At 67.6% G+C, this 13,444-nt stretch carries 10 protein-coding genes; 2 read left to right on the top strand and 8 right to left on the bottom strand.

The window, feature by feature from the left end; all coding sequences use genetic code 11:
- The first annotated feature begins 93 nt into the window (after positions 1 to 93).
- Complete coding sequence (locus VD997_00940; GenBank protein HYE60535.1) at positions 94 to 1,389, top strand: VCBS repeat-containing protein; 1,296 nt, start codon at positions 94 to 96, stop codon at positions 1,387 to 1,389.
- Positions 1,390 to 1,696: 307 nt separating this feature from the next.
- On the opposite strand, the gene VD997_00945 is transcribed toward VD997_00940, so the two are convergent.
- From VD997_00945 to VD997_00955, 3 genes are all read right to left on the bottom strand, one after another.
- Complete coding sequence (locus tag VD997_00945) at positions 1,697 to 2,734, bottom strand: hypothetical protein (protein HYE60536.1); 1,038 nt, start codon at positions 2,732 to 2,734, stop codon at positions 1,697 to 1,699.
- 268 nt (positions 2,735 to 3,002) lie between these two features.
- Entirely contained in the window at positions 3,003 to 4,334 is a 1,332-nt protein-coding gene (locus VD997_00950; protein HYE60537.1) for a hypothetical protein, read from the bottom strand.
- Between the two features lie 105 nt (positions 4,335 to 4,439).
- The gene (locus VD997_00955; protein ID HYE60538.1) at positions 4,440 to 6,281 is read right to left on the bottom strand and encodes a M20/M25/M40 family metallo-hydrolase; all 1,842 of its coding nucleotides are present in this window, start codon (positions 6,279 to 6,281) and stop codon (positions 4,440 to 4,442) included.
- Between the two features lie 284 nt (positions 6,282 to 6,565).
- On the opposite strand from VD997_00955, the gene tig reads away from it, so the two are divergent.
- Positions 6,566 to 7,945 (top strand): trigger factor, encoded by a 1,380-nt coding sequence (tig, locus tag VD997_00960; protein ID HYE60539.1) that lies wholly within the window; start codon positions 6,566 to 6,568, stop codon positions 7,943 to 7,945.
- Positions 7,946 to 8,121: 176 nt separating this feature from the next.
- Here the strand turns inward: tig and asnB are convergent, their stop codons facing one another.
- The 5 genes from asnB to VD997_00985 all read right to left on the bottom strand — a co-directional run bounded on the left by asnB (position 8,122) and on the right by VD997_00985 (position 13,443).
- The gene (gene asnB / locus VD997_00965; protein HYE60540.1) at positions 8,122 to 10,062 is read right to left on the bottom strand and encodes an asparagine synthase (glutamine-hydrolyzing); all 1,941 of its coding nucleotides are present in this window, start codon (positions 10,060 to 10,062) and stop codon (positions 8,122 to 8,124) included.
- 22 nt (positions 10,063 to 10,084) lie between these two features.
- On the bottom strand, positions 10,085 to 10,741 hold the full coding sequence (locus VD997_00970) for a hypothetical protein (GenBank protein HYE60541.1): 657 nt from the start codon (positions 10,739 to 10,741) through the stop codon (positions 10,085 to 10,087).
- A gap of 10 nt (positions 10,742 to 10,751) precedes the next feature.
- A complete protein-coding gene (locus VD997_00975) occupies positions 10,752 to 11,597 on the bottom strand; it encodes a site-specific DNA-methyltransferase (protein ID HYE60542.1) in 846 nt (281 codons plus the stop codon).
- Positions 11,598 to 11,719: 122 nt separating this feature from the next.
- Positions 11,720 to 12,277 (bottom strand): HDIG domain-containing protein, encoded by a 558-nt coding sequence (locus tag VD997_00980; GenBank protein HYE60543.1) that lies wholly within the window; start codon positions 12,275 to 12,277, stop codon positions 11,720 to 11,722.
- Positions 12,278 to 12,408: 131 nt separating this feature from the next.
- On the bottom strand, positions 12,409 to 13,443 hold the full coding sequence (locus VD997_00985; protein HYE60544.1) for an MBL fold metallo-hydrolase: 1,035 nt from the start codon (positions 13,441 to 13,443) through the stop codon (positions 12,409 to 12,411).
- Between the last annotated feature and the right edge of the window lies 1 nt (position 13,444).

The raw sequence follows: 13,444 nt of genomic DNA on the forward strand, positions 1-13,444 counted from the left end.
AGGGAACCCGGGAGTTCTCCGCATGCAGTTCGCCGCCCCATGTGTCGGGGCGGGATGAAGCGAACCCCCCTGCAAAAGACTGGAGAACGACCGATGAAGACCACCCGCAGCTGCACGACCCTCGCCCTGCTCGCACCCCTGGCCCTGGCGGCCGCTGCCGGGGCCGGGATCAACTTCCAGGCCCCGGTGAACTTCACCATGACCTACCGGCCCGAGGGCGTGATCATCGCGGACCTGTTCGGCGGGCCGGAGAACGAGATGGCGATCGCCCTGGACAGCCCGCAGCGGGTGATCGTGTTCAGCAGCACGCTCAACGAGGTGGGGTCGTACTCGATCGGCGGCTCGGGGGTGCGGGACATGGCCGCGAGCGATGTGGACGGCGACGGCGACCTCGACGTCGCCCTCATCATGCACAACAACAACGCGGTGCGGTTCATGCTCAACAACGGGGAGCGGCTGGTGGCGGGGCCGTCGGCGCCGGTGGGCAGCAACGCCCGCGGCATGACCACGGCGGACTTTGACGGCGACGGCGACACCGACTTTGCCCTGGCCAACCGCGACAACAACACCTTCAGCGTGGTGACCGACACGGGCGCTGCGACCTTCGCGTCGGCGGCCTTCCCCAGCGGCGACGAGCCGCGGCAGGTGGCGGCGGGGCTGTTCGACGGCGACGCCTTCCCCGACCTGGTGTGCGCCAACCACGACAGCGACACGCTGACCATCCACCGCAACAACGGCGCGGGCGGGTTCGTGCTCGCGGCGACGCTCAACGAGTTCAGCGACAGCCCCGAGGGCGTGGCCACCGGCGACGTTGACGACGACGGCGACGTGGACTTCGTGGTGGCGACCGACCGCGTGGTGGTCTACAAGAACGACGGCACCGGCGCCTTCACTCGGTCGGGCTCGTTCGTGACCGGCGGGATCGACCCTTCGCACATGGTGATGGGCGACCTCGATGGCGACGGCGACCTGGATGTGGCGGTCGCGAACGAGACAAGCGGCACGGTGTCGCTGCTGGAGAACACGGGGACGGGCTCGTTCCTGGCGCCGGTGGTGATCGCGACAGGCCTGCACCCCGACGGGGTTGCGATCGGTGACCTCAACGGCGACGGGGCCGCGGACCTGGCGGTCACCAACCGCGACAGCGACAGCGTGAGCGTGCTGCTGAACAACAACGCCCCGGTGCCGCCGCTGCCGGTGCGGTTCTGCCCCAGCGACTTCAACCGCGACGGGGACAACGCAACGGACCAGGACATCGAGGCGTTCTTCGCGTGCATCGGCGGGCACTGCTGCGAGACGTGCCCCACGCCCGACGTGAACATGGACGGCGACACCGCGACGGACCAGGACATCGAAGCGTTCTTCCGCATGATCGGCGGGCACTGCTGAGGCCAGGACGGAGCTGAGCAGATCAACGGGCCCCGGGGCGTGTGCTCCGGGGCCTTTTCCATTGCGGCAAACTCGAAGAATTCTCACGCAGAGGCGCAAAGGCGCGGAGGAGAGGGGTTTTGACTCTGCGGGCTTTGCGCCTCTGCGTGAGGCAGAATTGAAAAGGCCGCCGGGTCCTTGCGGAGTACCGGCGGCCGTAGCGGGATGGGGTCGGGTAGATATTCCGCCTTCGCCCGTTCGGGGTTCCATCGAGTCCGGAAAATTCTCCGGACTTTCACGGGCCCCGGCCGGGGCGTTCCGCAGGGGCTTAGCGCCGCAAGGCGACCGAGTCGCCGGAAGTCCCGGCGGCGGGGGCGCTTGCGGTGGGCTTGCCCGTCACTGCGCCGGCGGGGGGCTGCGTGGAGGTCGGGGGGTTCTTGCGGATGTCGGCCGGGGTGATCTCGATGACCTTGGCCGGGGCCTTGCTCTTGAGGGTCTCGAGCTCGGCGGGCTTCTTGCTGTCGAGGTCGTACTTGGCCCGGTCCTCGTAGTTGGTGGTGCTGGTGGCGGTGCCCAGGGCCTCGAGCTTGGCCTCCTGGCGGGCGCGGATGTCGGCGAAGCGGCTGCTGAGCTGCTCGAGGCTCGCGGCCTTGTAACGGCCCTGCTCGTCGAGGGTGCGCTGACGCTTCTCCATCATGTCGATGAGGCGGTCGTTGCGGGCGATGGAGTCGACCTGGCGGTCCATGGCCCAGACCTGCGACTGGAACTCGGCGTACTCGGACTCGAGCTGCGCGAGGAGCTCCTTGAGGCGGGTCTCCTGGGTGTCGAGGTAGCCGAGGTCGCGCTCAATGTCGTTGGCGCGGCTGGTGTAGGCCGTGTGCACTTGCTGGATGCGGGTGGCCTTGGTGTAGGCGTCCTTGAGCGGGATGCTCTGGCCGTTGAAGCTGATCTTGACGACCTGCGGCTCGGCGTCGGGGTCGGCAGGGTCGTAGGAGGCGAGGGCGATCTGGCTGGCCTCCTCGGCGCGCTGGATCATCGCCTGAAGGGTGCTCATGTCGTCGACGGCGAGCTCGACCACGCGGGCCGAGACCTCGCGCTCGCGGACGAGCTGGGCCCGCTGGGACTGGAGCTCGGCGAGGTCGGAGCGGACGTCGGCCAGGCGCTCGGGGTACTCGCCCTCGAGCTTGCGCATCTGGGCGCGGAGGGCGACAGGGTCGGTGATGGCCTTGTCGACCTGCTTGTTGATCGAGTTCTGGGTCTGGTCGAAGAGGGCGCCCATGCGGTCGGGCCCGATGATGATGGCCGCGGTGCCGCCCACAAGGCCGGCGATCACGGCGAAACGGACGAGAGACTTGGTGAATGCCATGGCAGTGACTCCAGCGGCTCCGCCACTCCCCGCCCGGGGACGCCCCAGATGGGGAGTGGAATAGGGTCGTGGAGGCTTGTTGGGAAGAGGCGGGGGGCGGTTTCAGGGGGGCCGGAGGGGGAAATGTCGGATGTCGGATTTCGGATGTCGAATGTGAAAAAGGCCCGTGCTGGGGGGCAGCACGGGCCTTTGGCGTTAGGCGAGATCGTCGTGGGCTCGGCCAACCCCTCCTAGCCCTCCCCCCGCGGGGGAGGGGACAGGAGGAGCGTTACTTGGCCTTGCGGAGCTCGTTGAAGCGGTCCTCGGTCTCGACGACCTCGACATGGCCGTCGGCGAAGGCGGTGACCACGCCGGACTTGGGCCAGGTCTTGAACTCCTCGTGCATGACGATGGCGGTGGCGGGGTTCTCGATCTGGCTGAGCTTGTCAGCGGGCTTGGTATAGACCCACTCCTTGCCGGCGGGGTGCGAGAGGTCCGCGTCGCCGATGAAGGGCTTGAGGTCGTCGAGGGTCTCGGGGAACTTGTCCTGGTTGTCGGCGCTGTAGGCGTGCACGGCGACGAGGTACTGGCGGGCAGTGGACATCGCCTTCACACGCCGCGCGGCCTCCCGGGCCTTGACCAGCGGGAGGACGAGCCCCTCGGTGATGCGCTTGGTCGTAGAAGAGGTGATGGTGAGCTCGGCGCGGTCCTCGTTGGCGATGAACTTGAGCTCGCGGAGGATCTCTACGAGAGCGCCGGGCGGAGCCTGCTCGGAGGCTTGCTTGAGGAGACCGTTCGCAAGCGCGGCCACCTGCTGCGCGGGTAGCGTGCCGGTCGTCTGGACGATCGCCTTCGCCTCGGGGTTGGGCAGGCTGGAGAGGGCGATGCCGGCCCACTGGAGCTTGGTGTTGAGGTCCTGGGCGATCTGCACGTTGGCGTGCTGGGCGATCCGCGGCAGCACTGCGGACATGACCAGGCGGTGGGCGTCGGTGGGGATCAGCGCGGCCTTGGCGACGGGTTTGCCGTCGTTGAGAGCGGCGACCGACGCGAACGCGGCGTCCAACTGCTTGCTGCGGTCGGGGTCGGCTTCGGCACGGGGCAGGCCGCGGAGGGTGCTGCCGGCGAAGAGGACGCCGCTGCGCTGGATGATGCGTGAGTCCTTGTCGGCGAGCTCGGCGGTGCGGAGGAGGTCCTTGAGGCGGGCGGCGTCGGCTCCATCGGAGAGCGGGATGCAGAAGGCGGGCTCGGGGCTGAGGAGGATCCAGATCTCCTTCGCCCCCGCGGCGCGGATGTCGGTCAGCCACTGCTCGGCCACGACCTTCGCGTCGAGGAACTCTTTTTTGAGCCGCTCGAAGTCCTCTTTGTCCATGCCGCCGCCGGACTCGATCCGGCCTGCTGAGTTGGCCACCTGCTCCATCACGGCGCCGATGTCGGCGTTGGCGATGTCCACGATGATGACGCCGAACATGCGGTCATCGATCCAGCGATGGATGTCGTGGACGGCCGCGTGCTTCTCGGGCGCGGCGGCGGCTACCTTCTGGCCTTCAACCTGCGCGAGGGCGGCAGGTGACAGGAGCAGCACGGGCGAGAGGGCTGCGGCGAGCAGACGGCGGTGGCGCATGTGGGGTCCTTGGTCGAGAGTGGGGAGGGAAGGTGCGGAGTTCGGAAAAACAGACACCGCACGGGACTGGCCGTGCGGTGCTGGGTGGTTCGGGAAAACGGACGCTCAGTTCTGCGTGGGGGCGGCGGGCTTTGCTTCCTCGGTCTTGGGCGCGGGCTGGTCATTGCGCTCGGCTTCGGTGCGGGCCCGGGCCGCGTTGGGGGACTCGCCGACGGTGACCTCGGCCCGCGGGACCAGCGTCGGTGCGCACGCGAGGCGGTACGCGACCACGGCGGTGTTCGTGGCCGACTGCTCGAGGTAGGTCGGGATCGCGAGGTTTAGCTTGTCGTGCTGCGTGTGCCAGCCGTACTGGTAATCAGCGCGGCCAACCTCGGCCCAGTAGAAGCCGGGCACGCCCTTGGCGTTGAACGCGGCGTGGTCGCTGCTGCCGTGGCTGACGATCGTCTTGCCCGTGTCCTTCACGTCGCAGTTGAGGAACTTGCCGTCGGTGGTGTCATAGAAGACGTTGTTGATGGGCGCGGTGGCAGCGGCCATGAGCTCGACCTGGTTGGTCGCCACGCCGACGCCGCCCTGGTAGTTGGTGCCGCCGTCATCAACGAAGCAGCAGGAGATCTTGTCGAGGCTCTCGGCGTTCTTCTTGACGTACTCGCGGCTGCCGAGCAGGCCCTGCTCCTCGCCGGTCCAGTGAATGAAGCGGATCGTGCGGTGGGGCTTGGCCTTCGCGGCCATCAGGATGCGGGCGGCCTCGAGGGTGACGGCGCTGCCCGTGCCGTTATCCGTCACACCCCTGCTGCCGGGGCCGTTCCAGGAGTCGAGGTGCGCGGAGACGATGATGACTTCGTCGGGGTAAACGCTGCCCTTGATCTCGGCGACGGTGTTGTAGACAGGGACGGGGCCGTCGAAGAACTCGTGCTTGAGGTCGAACTCGCACTGCACGGGCTCGCCGTCGGCAAGGCGCGAGTTGATGGCGTCGTAGTCGCTGCCGCGGACGACGACGTGGACGTCCTTGGAGATGGTGTCGAGCTTCTTCTCGCGCCAGCCGGGGACGGCGCCGGTCCACACCCGCTCGTCACGGCTGGTGGAGATGTAGCCGGCGACGTCGATGAGCGCGACCTTCTCGGCCACGCTGAGCTTGATGTCCTCATCACCGTCCTTGGTCTCGCCCTTCTCGAGCTTCGCGGCCTTCTCGCGCGCGCGGTCGCGCATCTGGTAGCGGGCGCCGACGCCGTCACGGATGCCGCGCTGGCCGCTGGCGGGCGGGGCCTCGATGAGGACCCACGCGCCCTTGAGCTTGTCCTGCACCTTCTCGAGCTCTTCCTCGGTCTTGGGCATCTTGACGACCGGTGCGCGGACGGGGCCCTCGGTGCCCTTGGTCCAGGCCAGGGTGGTCAGCTCGAAGTCGCGGATGGTGATAACTTCCTTCTGCGCCGGGCGGTTCTCGGCGGCGGGCGTGCTCTCCGCGTCGCGACGTCGGCGGCGGGGCTCGACACGGGTGCGCTCGACGAGGAGCTTGCCGGCCGATGGGCCGCGGTCGAAGCCCACGCCGACGGTGCCCCACTGGTCGAGGTGGATGTTGGAGAGGCCCCAGGACTCGTACTGCCGCATGCACCACTTGTTGGCCTCGAACACTGCGGAGGAGCCGGTGAGGCGCGGGCCGATGTTCTCGGCGAGGTAGGTGAGGTGGTTCATCACCTGGTTGCGGTTCTTGCCCTCATCGAGGATGCGGCGGACGGTGGCGTCATCGCCCATCGGGATGTTGGGGCAGGGCACTTCCTTGCCGTCGATGATCGCGACCCAGCCGGTCTGCTGCGGGGCGGCGGCGGCGGTGGCCGGGGCCGTGGTGCCGAGCGCGGCCGGGGAGGCGGTGGTGCTGGCCTGCTTGCTCGCGCAGCCGGCGAGGAGGGCGAGGAGGAGGGCGGCGGAGAGGGTGGTGCGGTACGGACGCATGAGGTGCTCCGATAAGAGTGGTTGGGGGGAGTCTACAGAGGTTTGGGGTTGGTTGTGCTCCCGTCTTATTGGGATGGGAGACATAGCGACGAAGACGTCGCCATGGCACGCGGGAGTCGCCATGGCACGCAGGAGCTGCCATGGCACGCATGGGGCAGTCCCGGTGGCCGGCGGGCGGCTATCCTTCCCCCCCGGTCGCCGGAGACCGGGCGTTTTCCCGTTGACAATGACCAGGACCCGCGCCACCACGAGTGGGCGGACAGGAAGGATCGCCGGAGACAGCCATGGCCACCGCTACCCAGGAACGTCAGAACGTCGTGAAGCTCGCGGACGCGGGCCCCAGCTGCAAGAAACTGTCCATCGAGATCCCGGCGGAGACCGTGAGCGAGAAGCTCAAGGAGTCGCTGGACACGCTGGCGGTGGAGGCCGAGCTCCCCGGGTTCCGCAAGGGCCGGGTGCCGCGCTGGCTGATCGAGAAGCGTTTCCTGCCCACCCTCCGCAAGGAGGCCAAGAGCGAGCTGGTGACCAGCGCGGTCGGTCGGGCGATCGACGACCTCAAGCTCAAGCTGGTGGGCAACCCGGGCGGGGGGAACCTGGACAAGGTGGAGATCGAGGACGGCAAGCCCTTCGCCTTCGAGGTGGAGGTTGAGGTGCTGCCCGAGTTCGACCTGCCCAGCCTCGAGGGGATCGCGGTCAAGAAGCCGATCATCGAGATCACCGATGAGATGGTGACCGAGGAGCTCAAGAAGTTCCAGATCAACGAGGGCAGCCTCGAGAGCCGGGACTCGGCCGAGCCGGGCGACTACGTCACTGGTCACGCCGTGATGACGGGCACCGACGGCACCGAGTTCTACAACCTCAAGGGCGCCGTGATCCAGGTGCCACCGCCGGAGAAGAACGGCAAGGGCATGATCCTGGGGATCATGGTCGACAACTTCAGCAAGCAGCTGGGGGCGCTCAAGCCCGGCGCCACGGCGACCATCAAGGCGAAGGGCCCCGAGCAGCACGAGGTCGAAAAGATCCGCAACGCGGACCTGACCATCACCTTCACGGCCGACCGCGTGGACCGGATCATCCCGGCCAGCATGGAGCACATCATCAACGGCTTCGGCGTGGCGGACGAGGCCGCGCTGCGTGAGTTCATCAAGAGCCGGATGGGCATGCGGGTGCAGGTGCAGCAGCAGGGCGCGATGCACAGCCAGATCGCCAAGCACCTGATCGACAACGTGAAGATCGACCTGCCCCAGCGGATGACCGCCCAGCAGGCCGGCCGCACGCTGGAGCGCCGCCGCCTGGAGCTCATGTACCGCGGCGTCGACTCGAGCAAGATCGAGGAGCACATGGCGGAGCTACGGACCGCGAGCAACCAGGCCGCGGCCCGCGACCTGGCCCTGTTCTTCATCCTGCACAAGGCTGGCGAGGAGCTGAAGATCCGCGTGGACGACGCCGAGATCAATGCCCGCATCGCGCAGATGGCGTTCCAGCGGAACGTGCGTCCGGAGCAGCTTCGTCAGGAGCTGATCAAGACCAACCAGGTCGGCGGCGTGTACCAGCAGATCCGCGATCACAAGACCCTCGACGCCATCCTGGCCAAGGCCACGGTGACGGAGATGCCGGCCGAGGAGTACAACAAGTCGGTGAAGGAGGCGGAGGCGAAGGTCTGAGTCAGGGAGACGGTGAATAGCGAAACAGCCAGCAGGGGCGGCCGATGGGCCGCCCTTGTTCATTTCGGGCGCGGTGACGTTGGGACGAGCCCGGAACGAAGTGACGAGTCTTCGGTGAGACATGCGCAGGTGAAGACTCGGCCCGCTCACTGCGTTCGGGGCTCGTAACGAACGGTTCAGGCGCTCTTGAGCGACCTTGACCAAATCGAGAGCACCAGCAGCATGTAGAGCCGCTGGCTGTGATCACGCTTGTGGTTCATGTGCTCATTGATCATCTGCGCGACGAACGTGCGGTTGAGCTCGAGGCCGATGTTGGGCCACGGGTCCGCGGCGTTGAGGTGGTCGAGCAGGAGCTGCTTCATCTGGCCGTAGTCGGTGCGGAACCAGTCGCCGATGGGGATGGCAAAGCCCTGCTTGGGCCGGTCGACGATCTCAGGGGGGAGGTACTTGCGGGCGATGGCGCGGAGGAGGCCTTTGCGCTGGCCGCCTGGCATGAGAGATCCAAAGGAGGCGTGGATGCCCAGCTCCGCGACTTCGCGGGCGAGGATCGGTGCGCGGACCTCCAGGCCGACCGACATGCTGGCGGTGTCGGACTTGCGCATGAGGTCGTAGGGGAGGTAGAACATGAGGTCGAATCGGCGGGCCCAGCCATAGTCGCTGGACCACTTACCGTTCATCGGCGTGATGCCGTAATGGATGCCGTCGACGCCCCACTGGACACCGAGCTGCGCGTCGAACGGGGGTGGGTAGATGGCGACAAGCTCGCGGTAGCCTCCGCCGGTCGCGGCGTTGAGCAGGCGCGAGAGGCGCGTGCGGCGGGACTTGGGATCGTCATCGGGGGTGATGCGCTTCGCCGCCGCGGCGCGGAATGCTTGAGGGATGCGGCCCATGCGCGTGAAAGCAGGCAGTACGCGGTGGCGGTCGTAGCCAAGGAAGAGCTCGTCGCCGCCATCGCCAGAGAGCGCGACCTTGACGTGCTGGCGGGCGGCCCGGCTGACCCAGATCGACGGCAGGAGCGAGCTGTCGCCGAATGGGAGGCCGAGCTGGATGATCGCGTGGACGAGGTCTTCGGCCGGCTTGGGTGCACACTCGAGGAGCTGATGGCGGATGTTAAGTGCGCGCGCGGTCGTGGCGGCAGCCTCCGACTCGTCGAACGACGGGTGCGGCATGCGCACGGTGAACGCGGTGAGGTCGGGCTTTGCCTCGCGGGCGTACGCGCACACGAGGGCCGAGTCGATTCCTCCGCTGAGGAAGACGCCGAGCGGCGCGTCGGCTTCGAGGCGCGAGTGGACGGCACGCCGGAGCACCGCGTCGGCATCATCGACGGACACATCGCGGGTGACGGCGTTCTCGATGTAGCCCCAGTAGCCGGGTGAGAAGGCATCGAGAGGGTAGCTGTCGAGCGCGGTCAGCTGCGTGCCTTGCGAGAACTCCCGGATGATGGTGGATGGTGGGAGCTGGTTCCATCCGAACTTGATCCAGGGCGCGACCGAGGAGGTGGTGTTCGGAATGCCTGCTGCACTGAGTGCGGCGCTGACTGCGGTGTACGTGCTCGCGAACGCGAAGAAGCCGGCGCGATCGGCGGTGTGATAGAGCGGCTTTTCGCCGAAGGGGTCGCGGGCGAGGGTGAGCGTGCCGGCAGAGCGGTCCCAGATTGCGGCGGCGAACATGCCGTCGCTGCGCTGGAAGACCCCAACGCCCCACTCGCGCCAGCCGTGGATCAGCACCTCGGTGTCGCTGTGGTCGGTCGTGAACCGGTGCCCCTTGGACTCCAGCTCGCGCCGCAGCTCGCGGTGGTTGTAGATGCAGCCGTTGAACACCACGGCCACGAGGCCCTCAGCGGGTCCCTGCAGATTGGGGCGGCCGCGTTCGCTGACCATCGGTTGCTGGCCGCAGGCAGGGTCGATGATGGCCAGGCGGCGGTGGACGAGGGCGACGTCGACGGTGCTGCCGTCGGGGCGGGTGGCGCGGTCGCGGAAGCGGCCTTGGCCGTCGGGGCCGCGGTGCTTGATGCGCTCGTCGATGGTGTCGAGCCAGGCCTCGGGGATGGATTTGTGCGGGGGCGGAGGGGTGTTGCCCGCGGGCCAGACTCGGAGAATGCCGCCGATGCCGCACATCGGTGGGGAGGTTAGCGATTTCCTACACCCTTCGCGCCGGCTCAGGTGCCCGCGGCTTGGGCTCGGGCATCTCCGCGGGGGCGGGCTGAGGCGGGGGCGGCGGCGTGGTGGCTGCCGAAGTGCGGAGACGCTGGAGGGCTTTGCGTTCCTGGCGGAGCATCCAGAGGGTGTGCACGAGGCGGCTGGTGAAGATGCCCAGGACAAACCCCGCGGCCGTGGCCTTTTCGATGCTCACCCCCTTGTGCATCAGGGTGTTCTGAAGCCCGAGGGCTACCAGGTAGAGCAGCGGCGAGATGATGGCGCGCTCAAACTGCACGAGCGAAGCGTCGCGCATGAAGGAGAGGTCGGCGTAGGCGACGGTGGTCTGGGGGCGGCACTTCTGGGCCGGCATGTGGTTGGCAAGCCAGTGCAGGCCGTAGTAGACCAGCACGTCGGCGAGCAGGTCGACCACGAAGGTGAGGCCCGAGATGACGAACTTGTGGCCTTCCAGCTCGAAGCGACGGCCGAGGAGGTCGAAGCCGAAGTCGGGGGCGATGCCCTGGAGGCGAGCGATGAGGCCCCAGCGGTCGGCCAGGTGCATGACGCCGATGGTGATGGCGAGCGCAATTAAGCCGGCCGCGACAACGTTGACGTTGACGTTCACGATGCGGCGGCTGTAGAAGGCTCTCAACCAGGTCATTCGCGTCGGGTCATTCGGGGGCAGGAATGCTAGCGTCGTGACGGGGGTTTGCCCGGTTGCGGGGGTGGGGTGTCCGCCCCGGTTCCACTTGGGAGGTCGCGGGGGAGATCGTGGCAAGACGGGTCCGGGTGACCTCCACGGCCTGCGGGTTGATGTCGAAGCCAATGGCGGTCCGGCCGGTGGCGAGCGCGGCCGCGAGGGTCGTGCCGCTGCCGCTGCAGGGGTCGAGCACGGTGCCGCCGGGGGGGCAGCAGGCCTCGATCAGGAGCTGGAGGAGCGCGAGGGGTTTCTGCGTTGGGTAGCCGACGCGCTCCGCGGCCATGTTGTTGATGTTGGGGATGTCGAGCAGCTCGTCGGCGGCGGGGGGCGGGATGCGCAGAACGTCGGTGGACTTTTTGAGCTGGCCGTGCATGCGGCGGCTGGTGGCGGGGATCATGGGGGCTTGGAAGAAGTACCGCTCGGGATCAAGGCAGTAGAAGAGGATGTCGTCGTGCTTGCGGGCGAAGCGGCGGGGCGAGGAGCCGCCGAGGCCGTAGTGCCAGATGAGGTGGTTGACGAAGCGGTCCTCGCCGAGGAGGTCATCGAGCAGCAGTCGGGCGTGGTGGCAGACGCGGAAGTCGATGTGGAGGAGGATGCAGGCGGTGGGCTTGAGGGCCGGGAGTGTGGCGGCGAGGCGGGCGCGGAGCCAGGCGACGTAGTCGCGGGTCGTGGGCCAGGCGTCCTCGTAGTGGCCGGCGCGGTCGCGCTGAGTCTGGCCGGTGTTGAAGGGTGGGTCGGCGTAGAGGAGGTCGATGGAGTGGTGCGCGAGGGTGGGGGCGGCGGCGAGCCAGTCGGAGTTGAAGATGGTGGCGGGCATCGCTTTGGTGTTGCGGTCGTTCAGACGAGCTCGGAACGCAGTGGCGGGTCTTGGTTGACGCGGATGGCTTGCGGGTCTCAGCCCACTCACTTCGTTCGGGGCTCGTTCCGAACGTTATCTGATCACTTGATCGGCACCTCTCGGATCGCCTCGATGCAGTTCTGGATGTGCTGCTCGTCGGTGACGTTCGCGAGAGGGCCGAGTTCGGAGACGCCAAGGGCGATATCTTCGCGGGACACTGCAGCTGCGAAGGCCTTGTCCTTGAGCTTCTTCTTGACGGACTTGGGCTCAAGGGTCGCGAGACCGTCGGGGCGGACCTTGGCGCAGGCGACAATGAACCCCGCGAGCTCGTCGCAGGCGAAGAGGGCCTTGTCCATGGGCGTGGCGCGGATGTAGCCGGTGCGTTCGGAGGCGTGCCCACGGATTGCGTTCATGATGGACTCGTCAACGCCGAGGGTGGCGAGGTGGGCGACACCGACCTTGGGGTGCTCCTCGGCGGTGGGATGGCGCTCGTAGTCAAAGTCGTGCAGAAGGCCGGCGATCCGCCACTGCTCTTCGTAAGCGGGTTCGAGCTGCTTGGCGTAGCGGCCCATGCAGGCGGCGACAGTTTCCATGTGGATGCGGAGGGCGGGGCTTTGCACCCATTCGTGCATGAGGGTGCGGGCTTGGTCGAGGTTCATGGGCGGGAGTGTAATGGCTTTGGGTGGCCAGCCGCTCCGCGGCGGCTGCTTCAAGTGGCCGAGGCTCTTCAGCGATTGTGAGTGGGGTGAGCCGAACGAAGCGCCGCCGCGGAGCGGCGGGGTACCCAACGTCAGACGTCGCGAGCGGTGCCGTCGGGGCTGACCTGGATCGTGTGGTCGGGTGTCCACAGCTGCCCCATTTCACGCCCGACGACGCGGTGCTGCTGGCCATCCGCGGCCTGGAGCATCCGACGCATCGGCTCGTCGAGCGGCTCGTCGCTCAGCTTGAACGTGGAGTGGTGGATCGGGAGCAGGAAGTTGCCACCGGCCTGCTGGTGCATATCCCAGACCTGCTCGGGGCAGGCGTGGGCCTGGATCCACGGGTTGTACGCGCCGATGCCGAAGATGGTGAGGTCGGCGCCTTGTCGCCCCAGTGTGGAGTAGCCCTCGGTGTGGGCCGTGTCGCCGGCGAAGAGCACTCGGTTCTTGTCGGACTCCAGGACGTAGCTGTTGAAGCCACGGTGGCGGTCCCAGGCGGTGCGGGCGCCCCAGTGGTTGGGTTTCAAGGCGCGGAGGCGGAGGCCGTTGACGCGGAGCTCCTTGTCCCACTCGAGCTCCTGCACGCTGGCGAAGCCCTTGGGGATGAGCCGCTTGGTGTTGAGGGCGGTGACGACGTGCGTGTTCTCACTGACCAGCTTCTTCATGCTGGGCAGATCGAGGTGGTCAAAGTGGGCGTGGCTAATGAGGATCAGATCCAGCGGCGGCAGCAGCGCCGGGTCGAAGGCGGGGCAGAGCCGGCCAACACCGAACGTCAGCGGCCCCAGCTTCACGCCGATCCGGTGGGAGAACACCGGGTCGGTGAGGATCCACTTGTCGCCCAGGCGGAGCAGGATGGTCGCGTGCCCCAGCCACGCTGCCACCAGCGGGCCGTCGTGGGCCGCGTGGTCCAGCTCACTCTGCCAGACCTCGCCCTGCTTCGTGTTGTTGCGGAAGCCGTCCAGGAACTCCTTGGAGTAGCGGCGCACGCTGGACCGGGCGACCCCGGTGAGCTCCTTGAGCTTGGTGACGTCCTCATCGGCCAGACGGAATGACTTCGGCGCTGGGGTCGCGCTCAAGTCGGTCTCTCCTGTTGGGTCGGTGAGGTCGCGCACGGCAGTGTTCACCATA

The organism is Phycisphaerales bacterium (assembly GCA_035627955.1).
In the GTDB taxonomy this organism is placed as follows: Bacteria; Planctomycetota; Phycisphaerae; order Phycisphaerales; family UBA1924; genus JAEYTB01.

Coding starts and splice junctions, on each gene's coding strand:
- VD997_00940 (HYE60535.1), top strand. CDS start 94: ATGAAGACCACCCGCAGCTGCACGACCCTCGCCCTGCTCGCACCCCTG.
- VD997_00945 (HYE60536.1), bottom strand. CDS start 2,734: ATGGCATTCACCAAGTCTCTCGTCCGTTTCGCCGTGATCGCCGGCCTT.
- VD997_00950 (HYE60537.1), bottom strand. CDS start 4,334: ATGCGCCACCGCCGTCTGCTCGCCGCAGCCCTCTCGCCCGTGCTGCTC.
- VD997_00955 (HYE60538.1), bottom strand. CDS start 6,281: ATGCGTCCGTACCGCACCACCCTCTCCGCCGCCCTCCTCCTCGCCCTC.
- tig (HYE60539.1), top strand. CDS start 6,566: ATGGCCACCGCTACCCAGGAACGTCAGAACGTCGTGAAGCTCGCGGAC.
- asnB (HYE60540.1), bottom strand. CDS start 10,062: ATGTGCGGCATCGGCGGCATTCTCCGAGTCTGGCCCGCGGGCAACACC.
- VD997_00970 (HYE60541.1), bottom strand. CDS start 10,741: ATGACCTGGTTGAGAGCCTTCTACAGCCGCCGCATCGTGAACGTCAAC.
- VD997_00975 (HYE60542.1), bottom strand. CDS start 11,597: ATGCCCGCCACCATCTTCAACTCCGACTGGCTCGCCGCCGCCCCCACC.
- VD997_00980 (HYE60543.1), bottom strand. CDS start 12,277: ATGAACCTCGACCAAGCCCGCACCCTCATGCACGAATGGGTGCAAAGC.
- VD997_00985 (HYE60544.1), bottom strand. CDS start 13,443: ATGGTGAACACTGCCGTGCGCGACCTCACCGACCCAACAGGAGAGACC.